Source organism: Schleiferilactobacillus harbinensis DSM 16991, from assembly GCF_000425885.1.
Taxonomy (GTDB): Bacteria; Bacillota; Bacilli; order Lactobacillales; family Lactobacillaceae; genus Schleiferilactobacillus; species Schleiferilactobacillus harbinensis.
This window is the reverse complement of sequence record NZ_AUEH01000008.1, coordinates 42407-60582: the sequence shown is the minus strand read 5'-3', so window position 1 is coordinate 60582 and position 18176 is coordinate 42407. Positions and strand designations below refer to the sequence as shown.

The window sequence follows — 18176 nt, the reverse complement described above, 5'->3', positions numbered from 1 at the left end:
TTAGATATTAGGCTTGCAAAAAGGGAATGTCAACGCTTACACTGATATATGAGCTATTGTACTTGATTTTATGTCATTTCGTAGTATGCTACTTAGAAACACCTCTAGGGGAGAGTCACTATGGAGTATTCAACATACAAGCCGCTTTACGAACAAATCTTTGAAGATCTGAAGACTCAAATCAACGCTGGCCACTATCCGATCGGCGAAAAGTTGCCGCCCGAAAAAACACTCATGGGTACTTATAAAGTAAGCCGTATCACCGTCCAAAAAGCTGTCAATTTGTTGGCCTCCGAGGGCATCGTCACCCGCCGGGCCGGCGTGGGGACCACCGTTCTTAAGAAAACAGAGCTTTCGCCGCACAAAAAAATGCTCGGCGCTATTTTGCCGGGCATCTTGGAAAGCTTTGGTGCTAAATTACTGATTGGTCTCACGGACGCCGCAGCCAAAAAAGGCTATCCACTCATTATCAAGTTTTCTGGTGAAGACGAAGATCAAGAAAATCAATGCTTGCAAGAATTGCTTGACGCCCACGTCAAAGGGATCTTTATTAATCCGTTACAGCGGTCTTTTTATGACCCGCTGCTCATGCAACTTATTCTAAAGAAGTTTCCAGTAGTCGTTATTGATAAGCAGCTTGTCGGCATTGATGAAGTCTTCGCCGGGACTAACCATTTAGCGAGCGCCCGCCAACTAGCCCAACAAATCAGTGCCCTTGGTCATCAAAACATTTGCGTAATCGGATATCATGACGTTTCTAATTCCACTCTAGCTATTCGGCAGGAAGCATTCTCCCAAGTATACGCTACAACCGATTATCCGCTGAAGGCCAGTGCGTTTGCTCATATCATTGAAACCACTTATGCCCATCACGACGGGAAAAATGCGCTGGCGGAAGATATCCAGCGCATTAAAGACTGTATTATGACTAACAAGCCAACTTGTTTGATTGTTCTGGACAGCTATATTGGCTCATTGGTGCGCGAAGCCACTATGGAAATGGGCCTCTCCGTTCCGTTAGATATCGGTATTGCCGGATTTGACCCAAATAATGATATTATTCGCAGTGTCCGTTATACCTGCATTGTCCAGGATGAAGAGGCCATCGCCGCATCGGCGGTAGACCTGATGACCAAAATCTTGACCAATAAACCATTAGCAAACCGCACAGTGAAGCTACCGTCACGCTATATTGACTACGGTACTGTCGTTAATCGCGGCCTGATGCATGTGATCCCGTAATCTGCCTCACTATTGGCTGCTGGTAACAATAATCAGGCCGCTGTCTCCTCGCCATCAAGTAGGCAGACAGCGGCCCGATTGCTATGCGCCATTTCTGTCTTATCGCGTCACCATCCGCCGCATAAAGACCGGTTCGCCCTGCGCATCCGTCCCGCTAAACATCATCGTCTGCGCTTTCTGATAGGGATCCCAGGAGGAAATGAAGACTCCCGAGTAGGTAGTTTGATTTGTTTTCAATGTTGCCTGACCGTTCTTATTGGTCCAGCTGCCGGTTACTTTCCCCGTCAGTTTGCCATCTTGATCGACCGTCGTTGTTTTTGCCGTCGCCGGATCCTCAGTGATCAGTTTATTCATTTGGACGATCTGATAATCGCCAATGACCTGCTTGGTCGTGTAATTCGTCTTGGTTTCCTGATCATAGGGCGCCGGATTCAGTACCGGCCACCCGTCGCGGGTAAAGAACATCTGATGCACGCGGTCTTCATAATATTCGCCGCGGCCGGGGAAGCGGGTATGGAACATCACGAAATACTTCCCGGTCTGTTTATCTTGGAAGGCGGTGTTGTGGCCAGGCGACACGTAGCCCACTTGCTTGCTGCCCTCTTTCCAAGTGAAATTACCAATGAGCTTGTTGCCGTAGTCTTGGATAGCGGCATCATCGAAGGTCGTGCCTAATTTACCGCGAATATCGGCAGCTTGCTGCCCCTGAACATCAACGAATCCGCCATTCGGCTGGCGGGAGCGGAAGACCCGCAGATTATAGCCGCCATCAGCGCTCAGCCCGCCAAAGGACAGGAATAAGTAGTAGTAGTCGGTCTGCTTGTTGTAGAGCATGTAGGCCCCTTCGATGCGGACGTGGTTGCCGCCGAGCAGCCGTTGGCCGTAGCCTTGGCCGGGATACGGTTTGCCTGTCTCTTCGTCCATCTTGAGGATAAAGATCCCGCCGGAATATGATCCGTAAACCATCCACAGTTGACCCGTCTGATCATGGAACACGTGAGGATCGACCACATTGGGCTGTTGGGTGGCGTCATACGCGGCATCGTCTTTGATGGCGCCGCCGGAACGCAGGATAATGCCCTGGTCTTTGTAGGGGCCAGTCACTTTGTCCGCCACGGCCACGCCCAACACTGAAGTTGGCGAACTGCCTTGGCAGGCACAATAATACATGTAATATTTGCCGTCCTTTAACTGTTCGATATCGCCTGCCCAAAACGTATCAGTTTCTGCATCACTGAGCGCTGGGCCCAATTCTGCGGTGATATTGCTGAACAGTTTGGTATCTTTCACACTCGTCGATAATTGCTGCCACTGAATCAGATTCTTAGACGAGGCGAACTGCATGTGGGAACCAATGATGTAATACCGCCCATTGGTTTGCACAATGGACGGATCGTGGACCGTCGCCGGTGCTGCTTTAGGGGCTGTTAATTTCTGGGCGACCGGGGCCGCGGCTGCTTGCTTTTGACATCCTGCGGCTGTCCCAGCCAACAGCACCGCACCCAGCAGGGCAAGCCAGCGCGTAACGCGATTGAGTTTCATTTTTTGAACTCCCTTTCTATTAATCAATTGAATATTGTTCGGTGTTGAATTAACATATAGTGTGTTGTAAACGTTTAATAGATGATTGACGGAGGAAGAAAACATGGAACTAGATATCTCAACCCGCTCCTTGGCTGCATATAAAGCGTTGGCCAGTCCAGTCCGGTTGGAAATTATTCAGAAACTCTCGCACCGTAAAATGAGCGTTAAGGATTTAGCTAAAGAATTGAACCTGAGCAGCGCGATCGTTTTGATGCACTTGGGGAAACTCGCCGAAGCGGGTCTCATTGGTTTTGAACGCGATGGGCACAATAAGATCTCCCATTTAAAAGTGGACAAGATCAATATCCGTTTTCCGCAAATGATCTACCCCGCTTTCGACTCGTATACGGTCCAATTGCCCGTTGGCCATTTCACCGATTTCGAGGTGACTCCTTCATGCGGCATGGCTGGTCAAGATGACTTCATCGGGAAAGTGGATACGCCCGGGTACTTCATGGATCCCGATCGGATCAATGCCGGAATGATTTGGTGGACCGCCGGCTTCGTTGAATATCAGTTCCCGAACTATTTGGGGCAAAACGACAAACTCGAAATGCTGGATTTGTCCATGGAACTGGGTTCCGAATTTCCTTTTTCAAACAACGTTTGGCCGTCAGATATTACCTTCTCCATCAATGATCAAGAAATCGGTACTTGGACCAGTCCTGGCGACTTTTCGGACATTCGCGGCAAATACACCCCGGCCTGGGTGCCCGATAACGTGAACCAATACGGCATTATGAAGACTGTCCGAATCAATCATGACGGCAGTTTCTTGGATGCCCAACCATTCTCCGACGTGACGCTGGAGGATCTCGACCCCCATGTCTCTTCCTTCAAGGTGCGCTTTGCTATCAAGGAAGACGCGGTGAATCAAGGCGGCTGTACGATTTTTGGCAAAGGCTTTGGCAACTATGATCAAGATATCGAATTAAAGCTATACCATAGTTAAGCAAATGGGCAGGAAGATAATCAATATCCCCTGCCCATTTTGTTGTCTTAACCGGCCTTTTTGCCTAAAACGCCCCATCCTTGCGGCGTGATACCGCTAAATACGACTCGGGGCTGATCAATCGCCCAATCGTATTCCTGCCATACGTTACCATGACCAACCCCGACCAGAACGAATTGTTCCGGCCCGACTTGCTCGACATCCGCGGCGGTGAGGGTGACCCGTTGGCTCTCAATGGGATCAGTGGACGCAGTCAAAGAGACAATGTCCCAATCACCAACCACCGATTGCTGCGCGACCGAAATTGAACAGGCAGCGCCGTAGACCGGCTCGGGACTCACCACCGGCCAGCCGTCCACCGTCCAATGCAGCTGGCTGACCAACCCGAATGAAGGTCCGCCGGCTACTGCCCGGTTATGGTACACAAGATACTGCTTTGGGCCGACATCAAGCACTGAACAGTGCCCCGGAGCAAGCAGCTGGGCCGATTCGCCAGCAAAATGCCGGCTGCCCAAGATTTTCGTACCGACTTGATCGGCCGTCAGCGGATCATCTGCAATCAAATTGTGTCCTTGAAAATCGCGGTATGGTCCAGTAATCTGTTTGGCTCGTCCAACCCGAATGTTGTACGAATAAGCCAAGGAATCATACGAGACAAAGAGGTAATACTCCCCGGTCAGGGGCGAATGATAGATAAACGGCCCTTCGATCGAACCGTTATTCAAAGCCCGCGGCCGAGCGGCAATGCGCACTCCCGGGTCATCAGGTTTCTTTAACATGCCGGTAGCCGGATCCAGCTCTGCCAGATAAATACCAGCAAAGAAAGACCCGTAACACAGCCACTGCCGCTTACCGTCTTGAATCACATTGGGATCCAGTGCATTCCGTTGATCTTGGCCGCCTTCGGTTGTCAGTACCAGTCCCTGGGGTATGAACGGTGCATCCAAATCAGCCGCAGTAGCTAACCCGATGGCTGACCGTCGGGAACCAAACGTTGAGGCAGCGTAATACAGCCGATACTCATTGCGTCCAGACACCACTTCCGGTGCCCACAATCCTTGCGCCTGGCTCCAATCTTGGGCATCTGCCGGTACACCGGACAGCGCCTGATCCTGATAGTTCCAATGAATCAAGTCTGGCGAATGACGGCGCTGAATCCCTTGGGTCGGCTGGCCGTCAATCATGGTATCCGTAGAAAACATCGTATAGCCCCGGGAATCAGGTATAATCGTCGGGTCATGCACACCGCGGGTCCCAATTTCTGCCAGCAGTGCCGTTAGTTCCATGCCTGCCGCTCCTTTTGAGATACTGTTGCCCGCGCGGTCAGCTTAACTGGCAGCGCATAATAAATCCCAACTAAGTACACACCCGGCAAAGCCGCCCCAATGATGGGGCTGACCTGCAAACTAATGACCGCCGCCAAGGCAAAGACAGCCAAGACGCCGATGTACCGGCCAAAGAAGGCAAACGGCAAAACTAATGCCTGCTTCAAATGCTGGAACGTCGGCTGATCACTACCTTTAAGTAACAGTAGATTCAGCATCACCATCCCATAATACGGGGTGATCACCAGTAGCGGCCACAGCAGCGGCAGCTTCAACCCCAGCACGGCGTACCAGTCCAGCAGCAAAACCAGCGAGCCGATGGTGTTGATTATCGATAACTTCAGCAATAGCCGCCATTGAGTCCGATAACGCTGGTAAAACAGTTTCGCCAACGCCAGCACGCCCAATTCATGGTCTTGCAGCATCCGCTGAATCGTATAGAGTGCCGCTTCTGCGGCGGGCAAAATACCGGTGATAAAAAGTCCGGCCAAGGTGCCCAGCAGCAGGCACAGACTGATCATCAGCACTTTCTCAAGCGCTAATAATACATCCATGATTTTCGTTGCCCACATCATGGGGACCTCCTTTCTAAATTAGTTCTTCATCCCAGACAAGGCCACGGACTCAATAATCTGCCGCTGGAAGATCAAGAAGATGATCAAAATTGGCAGCATTGAGATGAACGATAAGCCCATGATCAACGGATAGTCCGTTTGAGTGGCATACGTCGCGCTTAAGTTGGCGATGACTACCTGCAACGTCTGTTTCTCTGGAGAATTCAAGTAAATTAACGGCCCCAGGTAATCGTTCCAGGCACCCATGAACCACAGAATAAACTGGGCAGCCACGGCCGGCCGCATTAACGGGAAAATGATTCGGGAGAAGATTGTCCAATAACTGGCGCCGTCAATCTTGGCCGACTCAACGACCGAATCGGGAATGCCTTGGAGATATTGCCGCAGGAAAAAGATCATCGTGATATTACCAAACAAACCAGGAATGATCAGCGGCTTCAGCGTATCCACCCACCCAATTGTGGAGAACATCATGAATTGGGGAATCATCACTGCGGGATACGGGATCATTAGACCTACCAGAAGCAGCAGGAACATGGCATTCTTATGGGGCATCCGTAATTTGGCGAACGAGAAGGCGGCCATACAGGAAGTAAACGAGCCAATAATCGTCACGGAGAGCGAAACAATGATGGTGTTCATGAAGCCGGTTTGCAACTGTGATAAATGGAATAGTCGCTGATAGGCATCCCAATGAATCGGATTGGGAATCCATTGCGGCGGCAATTGGAAGACTCCAGTTTTGTCTTTCAATGATGTGGAAATCATCCACAGCAGCGGACCAACCATTAAGACGCCGCCGGCAATCAAAATGATGTAAATGAAGAAATCTGCGATCCGGGTCGTCTGCTTCTGGGACATTTTATGCGTACTTGATTTTGCTAACACAGTCAGTCACTCTCCTATCCCAGTTTGTAATCCGACCGGCGGTTCTGATAGAACTGCAAAGCCGTGACAATGAAGATAATGATACCCAAGATAATGGACATCGCCGACGCGTAACCCATCTGGAAGTTCTTGAAGGCTTTCTGCCAAATGTACCAAACGATGGTTGCGGAACTAAACTCTGAACCGCCGGTCGGGGTCATGATATTGACTTCGGTAAAGAGCTGCGACCCGCCGATGATATTCGTGATTACCAAGAAGAAGGTCACTGGTTTGCACATCGGCCAAGTAATGTTTTTGAATTTCTGCCATGAGTTAGCCCCATCAAGTTCAGCAGCTTCATAGAAAGTCTGCGGCACACTCTGAATTGCTGCCAGGTACAGCAGCATCGAATAGCCCAAGCCTTTCCAGACACTCATCGCCACAATGGCCGGCTTAACGGTGTGCACATTTTGCAGCCAGTTCGGGCCCTTGATCCCAACCAGTGCCAGGACTTGGTTAACCAAGCCGTAGTCCCCGTTATAAGCCCATTGCCACATGATGGCGATGGCGGCCAACGAAGAAATAACTGGAATATAGTAGATGGTCCGGAAGAACGTCGTCCCCTTTAAGCCTCGGGATAATGCCGACGCCAGGATGAAGGACAAAATCAACCCAATCGGAATCCCGATCATCATAAAGAATGTATTCCATAACGATTTCCAGAAATAGTTGTCGGTCAGCATCACCTGGAAGTTGCGTAGGCCTACCCAGTTCATTTGGCCAATGCCATTCCAATCAGTGAATGAAGCAAATACTGCGTAAGCGGCTGGGAATAGTGTAAAAATCAGAAAACCGATCACCGGCGGTAAAATCATCAAAAATGCGACGCGGTGCTCGTTTTTATATAGCGACGAATCGTGGGCCCGCCGCTTCTTACGCCCATCAACGGGGGCTTTATCTTTAACTGTCGATTCCATGACGTATTGCTGCTCCTCTCAAAGAAAAGGGATGTGCAGCCACATCCCCTTTCAGTCATTAGGTTATTTGCCGGCGGTTGCTTCGGCAGTCTTTTTTTGCTGATTAGCTGCATCAAGTTTAGATTGCATCTTCGGTTGTTCTTCCTTGACGAACTGGGCAGCAGTCTTTTTACCATCGAGTACCGGTTGAATGTCGGTATAGAACATGTCGTACCATTCGGCGTTGTAAGTCGTTGCGCCAGGCAGGCCGCGTCCGTATTTCTCAACAATATCCAAGAATTCTTGACGATTTTCCGGCTTGCCGTGGTCTTTTTCGTTCGCCCACTTGTTAGCCATATCTTTCAACGTCGGAATCTGAATCATATTGTCCACCAAAATTTGTTGGGCCTTCCGGTTTGTCGACAGGTAGATGGCTAAATCAGCAGCATCCTTGCCGTACTTGGTTTTCTTCGATACACCAATCCCCAAGGAACCAACATAAGCGGCAGGCTTGCCCGTACTCATTGTCGGCCAAGGAATCAGGTCATAGTCGAACTTCAGCTTGCTGTATGTCGGCAAATCCCACGGACCAACCGGGAAGAAAGCCAATTGCCCCTGCATCCAACGCTGGTAGGTGTCCAGCGATTGGGACTCCTTGACAGACGGTGTGGTGTGATACTTGTTCTGTAAATCAGCGAATTCTTGTAGGGCATGGGCAAACTTCGGCGTATTTACAGTGACCTTAGTCTTGTCCTTGTTGATCCAGTCAGCCCCATTACTCCAAGCCAATGCCGGCAAGGACCACACAACGTTGAAGCCAGTGCCGTATTGATCGATCTTGCCGTCACCGTTGGTATCCTTCGTCAACTTTTGGGCTACTTTGACGAATTCTTCCCAAGTGTAGGCTTTATCCTTGTCTGGCAACGGAATGTTATTTTTCTCAAACATAGTCTTGTTGTAGCCTAGTGCAAAAGGCCCCACGTCTTTAGGCAGCGCATAGAGATCGCCCTTGCCGACTTGCTTGCCATCGTAACGGTAGCTGTCCACACCATATTTCCAGATGTTGTTCAAATCAACTTTGGAATCCTTCACGTCTTTGGAGATATCCCGCAAAACACCGTTGTCGGCATAGGCCATCAAGTTGTTTTGTTCAACATAGAAGACGTCCGGCGTCTTATTCCCCGAGATCGCCGCTTGCAGCTTCGTTGCATAGTTGTCGGCACTGGTCATGATGATCTTGACGGATACATCTTTATGCGCCTTTTCGTAAGCCTTAATGGCCTCGCCATAGGCTTTCTTTTCCGCATCCCCACCCCGGAACATAAAGGTCAATTGGTGCTTACCATTGGCTGAGCCTGTCGATTTGCTGCCGCAGGAAGCGAGCAGGCCGACCGAAAGCAAGGCCATAGCTCCCAGCATGACTTTATGAATAAATTTTGACATGATATCTCCTCCACAAATAGTGAAATCATATTGTATTGCTGACTAACAAAATAATGACTACATCGCGACGGGCGTGATGTTGTAATTGTACGGGACCGGTTTGCCAAAATCCGGGTTGCCCGCAGCATCCCAGGTGAATGGTTGAATCTTCGTGTGCCGATTCGGGTCAAACAGCGGATCACCCTTGATGTCGGTGTAATCCCGGCAATGGTAAACCAGCATATCGGTATGACCGTCTTCGGCAATGGTGAATGAATTATGGCCAGGCCCGTACTGTTTTTCCGCCATATCACTCTGGAAAACCGGATGATCCCATTTCGCCCAACTGGCCGGATCTAACAAATCCGCATCGACGCTGGCTTTCAACATACCCATGCAATAATGCGCATCGGTGGCACTGGCGGAATACGTCATGAAGAGATGCTCTTGATGACGGATCACGGCCGGGCCTTCGTTTACCCAGAACCCCTGCGTCTCCCAATCGAATTCCGGCTTCGACAACATGACCGGCTGGGTCTTCAGTGTCCAAGGGTTAGCCATCTCCGCGATGTAGAGATTGGAATTACCTTTGATCTGGGGATCCTTCTGGGCCCAGACATAGTACAGGCGGTTGGCGTGTTCAAAAACAGTGGCATCCAGACTGAACGTATCCATTCCAGTTTGAATCTGACCCTTTTCTTCCCATGCATCTTCACCGGCCATGGGATTTTGCGACTCACAGGCAATACAGAACATCCGGTGCTGAAACAGTCCGTCTGGCCCAGGCCCGGTACTGGGAGCGGCTGCAAAGTAAATGTACCAGCTCCCCTGAATGTAGTGGATCTCCGGCGCCCAAATCAGCTGGCTCATTGATCCTTGGTCATGTTTCCGCCACACGGTACGCGGCGCGGCATGGGCTAAACCTTCTAGCGTGCGGGCCCGCCGAATTTCGATCCGATCATAGGCCGGTACCGAAGCGGTGAAGTAATAATACCCATCTTCGTGTTTGTAGATGAACGGGTCGGCCCGTTGAACAATTAACGGGTTAATGTAGCGATCACAAGTTGCCATGACGACTTTCTCCTATTCCTCAATTAGCTCTCTCACACATGTGCATCTACAGAGTATGCCGAATTGGAACCGATTGCAATAGCATTTTCCATATTATTTCTAGAATTTCGTCATTTAAACTGCTAATTTATTGTTTAAAAAGGGCAATAAATGGGGTTATGCTAATCTTGATTTGTATTTTTAGTGTTCTCAACAATTAGAACAGCATATTTGTTAATTTCAAAACAAGAATTTCAAACTAACATATCAGTATTGTGCACGCCATTCTGCGGTATATAAAAAAGCACTCGCCGCGAAGCAAGTGCGTAAAAATTCGAATATCATTGCCATATGGGTGAGGCACTCAACGGATTATGCGGGAAACTCTGCCAACAGTGCCGTCCGCTGGACATAAACCACGGTAATGAAGCTCATCAGCAGCGTCAGTAAGCCCACCCCCAAGAGAATGATCCATGCCGCCATTCGGTCAAAGAGAAAACCGAAGACCAATGTGCCCAGCGGCATTAGCAAACTGGAGATGGTCCCAGTCAGCATGAAGACGCGGCCCTGCATGGCCTGTGGGATCAATTTTTGCATCATCGTGCTGATCGGCGTATTGATGACCACCAGGATAATGCCGTTGGCGACATTCAGCAGCCCGTAGAAGAATACGTTCCCCATCATGGGCCACGCCATTTGTTCCGGGACCCCGAGCAAGGTCAGGACACTGCCGAGCAGCATGATCCCCCACAGAGAGACCAGAAACGGGTGGTGTTTCAGCGTGATCATACTCAAGGCGACCCCGCCGAGGATCATGCCGACAGCGAAACCGGAATCCGTAATTCCATATAGTGTATTGGGCATCTTCAGCACTGTGACCTGCAGGTACGGCAGGCCGACATTGACAGCGGCGAAGAGAAAGTTGATGCCCGCGCCGAAGAGACAGGAGAGCAGGATCAGCCGATTGCCTTGCAAATACCGCAACCCTTCAGCGAAGTTGGCCAGCAGCGATTCTTTAGCCGCCGGTGTGGCGGGTATTTCGGCCGTTGCCGATTCAGCAGCGGGTTTTGCCACGGTAAAGTTGAGTCGCAGGATGCACACCAGCGTCAGCAGTTCGAAAACAATTTCGACCAAGGCAAACGCACCGATAGATACAAACGAGTAGATAACCGCGCCGATAATCGGACTGATCAGTTGAGCCAGTGACGATACGGACTGATTCAACGAATTGACCCGCTGCAGCACATCTGTGGGAAATAAAGTAACCAGACTGGCAGACAGCGCCGTACTCAGGAAGCGGTCGGTAATCGTTAGAATGATCAGTAACCCAATTACTTCTGGATAGTAGAATGCGGGCCACCACATGAAGGCCAGGGCAAAGAGGAGCAGCCCGATACTGGTACCGATCTGTGCCCCAATCATGATTGCCCGATGGGAGCGGGTATCCACCATGTAGCCAACGAACGGCGTCAGCACTAACGCCACCAGCGGTCCGACCATCAACGTGATGCCCATCCCCAAGGCCGACCCGGTTTTGTGTAATATGTACAGCCCGATAGCAAACGACAGCATGCCGCTGCCAAACATGCCGAAGAAATTCGCAGTCAGCAGTGTGACCATTTGGCGAAACGTTTTATCTTTCTTCATCGTACTACTCTCCCTCACACAGTAATTGACTATACAGTATACTATGCGCCAACCGATGTTATCGGTCCTAAGGCTGATGTTTTAAAAAGAGCGAGATGGCATTTTATCAATCTTCTATGAAATTAGGCCGCCCAGCATCTCATTTATTACCCAGAAGCTGTTGCTGTGGTATAATTTTCCAAATTATACGGTATGCAGAACAACACCACAATGCGTATGGTCAAGGGGAGTGGGATGCTCATGGCAATTAATGGTGCATTACATCATGTGGAGGTCTATGTCCGTAATTTGGACAATTCCAAACAGTTTTATGACTGGCTGCTCGTGGATCATCTGGGCTACCGCGTCTATCAGCAATGGCCCAGCGGCATCAGTTATATTCTCGGCGAAGGCACTTATCTGGTCTTTGTCCAATCTCAGAAACTGCAACAGGCGTACAACCGAACGAACGTGGGGCTGAACCATTTGGCATTTAATATGGTCGGCCAAGACGCCGTTGACCGGTTGCATGCTGACTTAGGCCGCTTACCATACCATGAACTTTATGCCGAGCGGTATTCGTTTGCCGGCGGGCCGGATCATTATGCGCTGTATCTTGAGGATCCGGACCGGATTAAAATTGAGATTGTAGCCGTACTGGCCTAGCGTTCCAACTAATTGACTGAATCTGACGATAAATGGTCACTTGTGACTCTGATAAATGGCAAATGGCCAGTGGTGTTACCGTTTACATTACAATTTATCCGTGTTACACTACAGATATAAATCAAAGGATTGTCACTGGCCCCAAGTCAGGCAAAACCGATTGCCTATTTGGGGTCTCTTTGTCCGTCTATCTTGTTTAATAGAGAGGAGGACATCATGCGGATCGTCAAGATTCTGAATAATAACGCCGTCATCTCCCGGGATACCGGCGGCAGTGCCGTCGTTTTAATGGGTACTGGGATTGGCTTTCAGCGTAAGCCGGGGGAAAGCATTCGGCCTGCTAAAAATTTGCAAACCTTCGTGCTCAGTGACCCGGAGGAATCGGCAACTCTGATTGAGCTGTTGCGCTCATTCCCGCCTGAAGAATCGGAAATCGTCCGGGAAAGTATTGCCATCATTAAAGAAGGGCTGGCCAAGCCGCCGGCCCCGACCATCGTCCTCACCCTCACCGATCACTTGCATCAGGCGATTACCCGGGTGAAGAACGGCGAGGTGCTGCCTAACCCGTTACAACCGCAGATTCAGTCGTTCTACGGTCCAGAATTTGCCATTGCCAAACGGGTGGTGAACCACATCCGCACCAAACACGGTATTGCCCTGCCGGATGAAGAGATCGGCTACATCACGCTGCATATTGTGAATAGTGAAAATAACCGCACCACCCTGCAGGAAACAGTCGCCGTGACGAGTTTGGTCGCGGAGATTCTCGCCCTTATCAAACAGTTTTATGACCAACCGCTGGATACCGACAGCGATGATTATCGCCGGTTGATCATCCACCTGCAATTTTTTGCCCGCCGCTTCATTGAACAACGCGACTTCACGACCACGACCGTGGATATCTCCGAGCTAGTGCGCACCAAGTTCCCCGAGGCATATGCCTGCGCCACCGCCATTGATGCTTTCTTGCAGCAAAAAAAGCGCCGGGGGATCGGTGAAGCCGAGAAGGGCTATCTCACTATTCACATTGCGCGTCTCACCACCCAACCTAATCATTGAGATTGTTACTGGCCCAAGGCCAGGCAAAACTCTAAATCGATCCAGTCTAATGTCTGGATCTGATTTGGAGTTTTTTTAATTCAGAAAGGAGTTCGATCATTATGTCAATTTGGAGCCCTGCGCCAGCTAAAAATTGGGAGAGCTATTACCCGCTGGGCAGCGGTCGTTTGGGGGCCATGATTTCCGGCGATACCCGAGAAAACACCATTGTCTTGAACGACGACCGCTTATTCAGCGCCCCGCGCAACCATCGAGTCAACCCAGACGCGGCAGCGCACGCGGCCAAGGTCCGCGACTTATTGTTTGCAGGCAAGGTCATTGAAGCGGAGGAATTGGCTGGTCCGACCATGTTCCCGGCCCCAGCCAAACAGGCCAACTATGAGGTACTGGGCCAGTTAAAGATCAGAAACCGCTACGTGGACTATTTTGAGAAACCCGTCAATTACCGACGCACACTCGATCTGGATACGGCGCTGTATACCCAGGAATATACCGGCCGCCAGGATGGTCACACGTTTGAAGCCTTTACTGCCTTAGAAGACCACGCCTTATACGGCCACTTCACGGCCACCAATAACGTGCTCGCCTTGAATTTCACCCTCACCCGGACAGAGGAACGGTACGAACGGGTCAATCGGCTGGATGATCATACCATCCTGATCAGCGGCCACTCCGACGGTCTGCACGGCCGCCACTTCGGCATCAAGCTGTCCGTTTTTGCTCCCAGCGGTTTCGTGACTGTTTACGGTAATACCATCGTCGTCTCCGAAGCCCATGACTGCTGGTTCCGAGTGACCAGTGCCGTGGTCCCCACCAGTGACCCCTTCTACCCTGACTTTGCCCAGCAAGTGCCGGTCACTGCAAGTACCTACGCTGATGTGAAGGCAAAGAACATCACGGCTTATCAGGCCCTTTATCAGCGGACAGACTTCAGCTTGCCTGACGACCCGGCCTTGGCCCAGCTGCCCACCGCTGATCGGTTGGCGCGGCTGAAGAAAGGAGCCGAAACAGATCCGGGGTTGATCGTTACGCTGTTCAACTATGGCAAATATTTGCTCATTGCCAGCAGCGAGCCAGGGACCCACGCGGCTAACCTGCAAGGAATTTGGAATCAGGATCTGACGCCGGTCTGGGGCAGCAAGTACACGATCAATATCAACACAGAAATGAATTACTGGCTGACCGGCCCTTTGAACTATGACGCCCAGGAAAAGCCCCTGGTGGACCTGTTTCTGCTGGCTGTTGACCGCGGCCATGACACGGCCAGAACGATGTATGGTTTGGCCGGCAGTGTCATTCACCACAATCTAGACATTTACGGCGACGGTGCGCCGCAATCCACCACGATGAGCGGCACACTGTGGCCCATGGGCGGCGTGTGGCTCGCCAATGAATTGTGGCGCCACTATCAATTCAGCCGAGACGAAAAACTGCTCACGCGAATCTACCCAGCCTTCAAAGAACTGGCCGCTTTCTATAATGCCTTCCTAGTCAAAGATCCAGATGGTTATCTCGCCGCAGCACCCAGTGTGTCCCCAGAAAACTACTACGTGGTGGATGGTCATTATATTGCTAGTTTGAGCTATGGCACGACCATCGATAATAGTTTGTTGCGCGAGTTCTATGGGGCGTTGATCTGGATGGCCCGGCATCTGGGGAAAGATGCGGACTTGCTCATTGCTTGGCAGAAAGTGTTAGACCGGATTCGGCCCACGGCGATCGGCCCGGACGGTCGAATCCGCGAATACGTCCATGATTATCCAGAAATCGATAAGGGCCACCGGCACTTTTCGCCCTTATATGGTCTCTTTCCGGGAGATGAATTCACGACGCCGGAACTCAAAGCGGCCGCCCGCAAGTTCATCGACTATCGGCTAAAGCACGGCAGCGGCCAAACCGGCTGGAGTCTGGCCTGGGTAATCAACCTGTTCGCCCGCCTCGGCGATGGCGAAGCTGCCTGGCAAGCGATCAACCGGATGTTCACCCAATCGACCCAGGATAACCTGCTCAACAGCCACCCGCCGTTCCAAATCGACGGCAACTTTGGTTTCAGTAACGCCATTGCTGAAATGATCGTCCAGAGTACGCCGACAGAAATCACTTTATTCCCGGCGCTGCCTGCTGCCTGGTCGACCGGCCATCTGACCGGTGTGCGCACGCGGGCGGGCGTAATTTTGGATATTGCCTGGGCCAATGGCTACCTGACAGAGTGCACGATACATGGCGATTTGCCTGCCGCGGTGCCTGTCCATCTGGCACCGCAATATCTTGATCCCAACAAGCCTAATCCGCTAGAGAAAGAAGGACATGATCATGGATAACAACAAACTTGCCCAAGAAATCGTTGATAAAATTGGCGGTAAAGATAACGTCAACAGTTTGGTCCACTGCGTCACCCGACTGCGGTTTAAACTCAAGAACGAGGATTTAGCGAAAACCAGCGAAATCAAGAGTTTGGATGGCGTTGCCACCGTCATTCAGCAGTCTGGCCAATACCAAGTCGTCATCGGCCCCAACGTGGCCGATGTCTATGACGAAGTGATTCCGCTGCTCGGCAGCAATGTCGGCGGTGGCGAAGTGCCGGCTGACGACATTGTGGCCGCCGCCAGCACCGCTGCCCCTGCTAAAAAAGAAGGGCTGTTCAGCCGCCTGATCGATGTGATTTCCGGCGTGTTCACCCCACTGCTGGGCCTGCTGGTGGCTAACGGAATGATGAAGGGGTTGCTGATCATTCTGGCAGCCACCAACATCGCGCCGCAAAAGTCCGGCACGTTCCAGATCCTCAGCATTGTCTCCGACTGCTTCTTCTATTTCTTCCCAGTGTTCCTAGGTTATACAGCTATGAAGAAATTTGGCGGGACACCCTTTATTGGGATGGGGATTGGCGCAGCATTGATTTACCCGCAGCTGCTCACGATCATGCAGCAAAAGCCGCTCTACTATCTGTTTGCCGGCACACCGTTTTCGTCACCGGTTTACTTGACTTTCTTCGGCATTCCGGTGCTGCTGGTTAACTACGCAACTTCCGTGATTCCGGTTATCGTCGCCAGTTACGTCGCGGCCCAACTGGAGAAACGCATTAACAAACGAATCAACGTCAATATGCGGATGTTCTTCGTACCTTTTCTGCTTTTCTTGATCGTCATTCCCTTGAGTTTCATTGTCATCGGTCCAATTACCAGCTGGATTTCCCTTGGCTTGGGGGCCGGTGCCCAGTGGCTGTTCAATCTCAGTCCTATTATTTTCGGCATGCTCTACGGCGGTTTGATTCAATTCCTCGTCATCTTCGGTGTGCACTGGGGCTTCGTTGCTCTATCTCTCAACAACTTGACGACGTTAGGCTACGATCCTATCACGATTATGGGTGCACCCTCCGCATTGGCCCAAGGCGGCGCGGCGTTAGCGGTCACCCTGCGGACGAAATCTAAGAAAGCCAAAGCTACCGGCTGGTCAGCGTTCGTTTCTTCCCTCTTCGGTATCACTGAACCCAGCGTCTACGGGATCAACCTGCCGCGGAAGAAGCCCTTCATCTTCGCTTCGATTGGCGGAGCTGTCGGCGGGGCGATCTTCGGTTTGCTGCAAATTCGGCAGTATGCTTATGGCCCGGGCGGGCTGCTGACTTTCTTAACGATCATCAACCCGAAACAGGGCTTCACCAGCACCATCATCTTTGCGATGATTGCCTGTGTGGCGGCATTCGTCGTCGCCTTCACCTTGACGTATGTCTTCTTTGACGCAACAGAAGAGGACGCTGTGGATGCTCAGGTTGAGCAGACGGCAGCGGAGGCAAAGGCAGAACAAATCGCGTAACGACGCAGAAAATAGCAGCCTTCGCCCCAGTGGCGAGCGGCTGCTATTTTTGGTGGTTCATTCATTTTTTTGCCCAATATGCAGCGTCACCGGCAACTGATACGTCGTGACGTCCGCCGCATTCCCAGTCATGCTGTTCCGCAGCAATTGGATCGCCAGCCGGCACAAGTCATCCAACGGTTGGATCACCGTCGTTAAACTCGGATAGTACTGGCGAATGAATTTTGACCCGTCAAATCCCGTAACCAGCGGCCGCTGGCCGTCTGAATAAGACTCGCAGACGGTGATGGCCGTTAAATCATCGGTGCACAACACCGCGTTGTAGTCATGGGCCGCCAGCTGGTGGCGAATCAGTTGATTGCGGACAGGCGCCGGCTGATCAAAGGGCAGCGCCACTTGATCCACCTGGATCGGTGCGGTTAATGCCGCCCGCATGCCGGCGATGCGCGGGGATAACGGTGCGAGATCTTCCTGGCTGCCAGCCAAGATCAAGCAGCGCCGGGGCTGATGCTGGGCCACATACTGGCCAATCAGTTCGCCGCCAGCCTGGTTGTCGCTGCCGACCATGGGAATGGTCGGTGACAGTACCCGGTCAAAGGCCACGGTAGGTACCGTCGGGTTTTGATAATCGGCCAGATCCGGATTATGGGTACTGCTGATGATGCCGTCGACCTGGTTGGCCGCCATCAGCCGCAGGTACATTTTCTCCTTCTCCGGTTCACCGTTGGTCGTACACAGCATCGTTTGGTAGTGCAGCGCAAAGAGTTGCTGCTCCACAGTTTGGAATAACTCAGCATAAAAAGGATTGATGATATCCGGCAGCACCACCCCCACTGTATGGGTTGCTTTACCGTGCAGGTTACGAGCGGCAATGTTGGGCTGATAATGCAGGGCGTCCATGGCCGCCTGCACTTTTGCCTTGGTGTTGGCACTCAGGTAGCCGCGGTTATTGATCACCCGGGAGACCGTCGCGACGGACACCCCCGCCTTTTTTGCCACATCCGTAATGGTTGCCATGCTGCATAACCCTCCTTTAATCTTC

Annotated in this window: 15 protein-coding genes; 6 read left to right on the top strand and 9 right to left on the bottom strand. The window is 51.4% G+C overall.

Going from position 1 to position 18176, the window contains the following annotated elements; translation table 11 throughout:
- The first annotated feature begins 120 nt into the window (after positions 1-120).
- Entirely contained in the window at positions 121-1242 is a 1122-nt protein-coding gene (locus H627_RS0103835; RefSeq protein WP_027827872.1) for a GntR family transcriptional regulator, read from the top strand.
- Positions 1243-1341: 99 nt separating this feature from the next.
- On the opposite strand, the gene H627_RS0103830 is transcribed toward H627_RS0103835, so the two are convergent.
- Positions 1342-2784: a glycoside hydrolase family 43 protein gene (locus H627_RS0103830; RefSeq protein WP_027827871.1), complete on the bottom strand. Its 1443-nt coding sequence runs from the start codon at positions 2782-2784 to the stop codon at positions 1342-1344.
- Positions 2785-2887: 103 nt separating this feature from the next.
- On the opposite strand from H627_RS0103830, the gene H627_RS0103825 reads away from it, so the two are divergent.
- On the top strand, positions 2888-3778 hold the full coding sequence (locus tag H627_RS0103825) for an ArsR/SmtB family transcription factor (RefSeq protein WP_027827870.1): 891 nt from the start codon (positions 2888-2890) through the stop codon (positions 3776-3778).
- A 47-nt stretch (positions 3779-3825) separates the two neighbouring features.
- On the opposite strand, the gene H627_RS0103820 is transcribed toward H627_RS0103825, so the two are convergent.
- The 7 genes from H627_RS0103820 to H627_RS0103790 all read right to left on the bottom strand — a co-directional run bounded on the left by H627_RS0103820 (position 3826) and on the right by H627_RS0103790 (position 11620).
- Complete coding sequence (locus H627_RS0103820) at positions 3826-5064, bottom strand: arabinan endo-1,5-alpha-L-arabinosidase (RefSeq protein ID WP_051225141.1); 1239 nt, start codon at positions 5062-5064, stop codon at positions 3826-3828.
- Positions 5055-5678, bottom strand: coding sequence for a DUF624 domain-containing protein (locus H627_RS0103815; protein WP_081674630.1), 624 nt, complete (start codon positions 5676-5678; stop codon positions 5055-5057). The genes H627_RS0103820 and H627_RS0103815 overlap by 10 nt, the downstream gene beginning before the upstream one ends.
- A gap of 18 nt (positions 5679-5696) precedes the next feature.
- A complete protein-coding gene (locus tag H627_RS0103810) occupies positions 5697-6566 on the bottom strand; it encodes a carbohydrate ABC transporter permease (protein WP_223849934.1) in 870 nt (289 codons plus the stop codon).
- A 14-nt stretch (positions 6567-6580) separates the two neighbouring features.
- Complete coding sequence (locus H627_RS0103805; protein ID WP_027827866.1) at positions 6581-7522, bottom strand: carbohydrate ABC transporter permease; 942 nt, start codon at positions 7520-7522, stop codon at positions 6581-6583.
- Between the two features lie 63 nt (positions 7523-7585).
- Positions 7586-8944 carry an ABC transporter substrate-binding protein gene (locus H627_RS0103800; RefSeq protein ID WP_027827865.1) on the bottom strand — a complete coding sequence of 453 codons (1359 nt, stop codon included), beginning with the start codon at positions 8942-8944 and terminating at the stop codon, positions 7586-7588.
- A gap of 57 nt (positions 8945-9001) precedes the next feature.
- The gene (locus H627_RS0103795) at positions 9002-9994 is read right to left on the bottom strand and encodes a glycoside hydrolase family 43 protein (protein ID WP_027827864.1); all 993 of its coding nucleotides are present in this window, start codon (positions 9992-9994) and stop codon (positions 9002-9004) included.
- Between the two features lie 351 nt (positions 9995-10345).
- A complete protein-coding gene (locus tag H627_RS0103790) occupies positions 10346-11620 on the bottom strand; it encodes an MFS transporter (RefSeq protein WP_051225140.1) in 1275 nt (424 codons plus the stop codon).
- Between the two features lie 240 nt (positions 11621-11860).
- Here H627_RS0103790 and H627_RS0103785 point away from each other — a divergent pair, with 240 nt between their 5' ends.
- The 4 genes from H627_RS0103785 to H627_RS16850 all read left to right on the top strand — a co-directional run bounded on the left by H627_RS0103785 (position 11861) and on the right by H627_RS16850 (position 17134).
- Positions 11861-12265, top strand: a complete 405-nt coding sequence (locus H627_RS0103785; RefSeq protein ID WP_027827862.1) for a VOC family protein — start codon at positions 11861-11863, stop codon at positions 12263-12265.
- A gap of 216 nt (positions 12266-12481) precedes the next feature.
- Positions 12482-13324 carry a PRD domain-containing protein gene (locus tag H627_RS0103780; RefSeq protein WP_027827861.1) on the top strand — a complete coding sequence of 281 codons (843 nt, stop codon included), beginning with the start codon at positions 12482-12484 and terminating at the stop codon, positions 13322-13324.
- A 101-nt stretch (positions 13325-13425) separates the two neighbouring features.
- Positions 13426-15645 carry a glycosyl hydrolase family 95 catalytic domain-containing protein gene (locus H627_RS16855; protein ID WP_051225139.1) on the top strand — a complete coding sequence of 740 codons (2220 nt, stop codon included), beginning with the start codon at positions 13426-13428 and terminating at the stop codon, positions 15643-15645.
- On the top strand, positions 15638-17134 hold the full coding sequence (locus tag H627_RS16850; protein ID WP_035439920.1) for a PTS transporter subunit EIIC: 1497 nt from the start codon (positions 15638-15640) through the stop codon (positions 17132-17134). The genes H627_RS16855 and H627_RS16850 overlap by 8 nt, the downstream gene beginning before the upstream one ends.
- A 57-nt stretch (positions 17135-17191) precedes the next feature.
- On the opposite strand, the gene H627_RS0103765 is transcribed toward H627_RS16850, so the two are convergent.
- Complete coding sequence (locus H627_RS0103765) at positions 17192-18151, bottom strand: LacI family DNA-binding transcriptional regulator (protein WP_027827860.1); 960 nt, start codon at positions 18149-18151, stop codon at positions 17192-17194.
- Positions 18152-18176 lie beyond the last annotated feature (25 nt).

Coding starts and splice junctions, on each gene's coding strand:
- H627_RS0103780 (WP_027827861.1), top strand. CDS start 12,482: ATGCGGATCGTCAAGATTCTGAATAATAACGCCGTCATCTCCCGGGAT.
- H627_RS0103815 (WP_081674630.1), bottom strand. CDS start 5,678: ATGATGTGGGCAACGAAAATCATGGATGTATTATTAGCGCTTGAGAAA.
- H627_RS0103800 (WP_027827865.1), bottom strand. CDS start 8,944: ATGTCAAAATTTATTCATAAAGTCATGCTGGGAGCTATGGCCTTGCTT.
- H627_RS0103825 (WP_027827870.1), top strand. CDS start 2,888: ATGGAACTAGATATCTCAACCCGCTCCTTGGCTGCATATAAAGCGTTG.
- H627_RS0103830 (WP_027827871.1), bottom strand. CDS start 2,784: ATGAAACTCAATCGCGTTACGCGCTGGCTTGCCCTGCTGGGTGCGGTG.
- H627_RS0103785 (WP_027827862.1), top strand. CDS start 11,861: ATGGCAATTAATGGTGCATTACATCATGTGGAGGTCTATGTCCGTAAT.
- H627_RS0103805 (WP_027827866.1), bottom strand. CDS start 7,522: ATGGAATCGACAGTTAAAGATAAAGCCCCCGTTGATGGGCGTAAGAAG.
- H627_RS0103835 (WP_027827872.1), top strand. CDS start 121: ATGGAGTATTCAACATACAAGCCGCTTTACGAACAAATCTTTGAAGAT.
- H627_RS16855 (WP_051225139.1), top strand. CDS start 13,426: ATGTCAATTTGGAGCCCTGCGCCAGCTAAAAATTGGGAGAGCTATTAC.
- H627_RS0103820 (WP_051225141.1), bottom strand. CDS start 5,064: ATGGAACTAACGGCACTGCTGGCAGAAATTGGGACCCGCGGTGTGCAT.
- H627_RS0103790 (WP_051225140.1), bottom strand. CDS start 11,620: ATGAAGAAAGATAAAACGTTTCGCCAAATGGTCACACTGCTGACTGCG.
- H627_RS0103765 (WP_027827860.1), bottom strand. CDS start 18,151: ATGGCAACCATTACGGATGTGGCAAAAAAGGCGGGGGTGTCCGTCGCG.
- H627_RS0103795 (WP_027827864.1), bottom strand. CDS start 9,994: ATGGCAACTTGTGATCGCTACATTAACCCGTTAATTGTTCAACGGGCC.
- H627_RS16850 (WP_035439920.1), top strand. CDS start 15,638: ATGGATAACAACAAACTTGCCCAAGAAATCGTTGATAAAATTGGCGGT.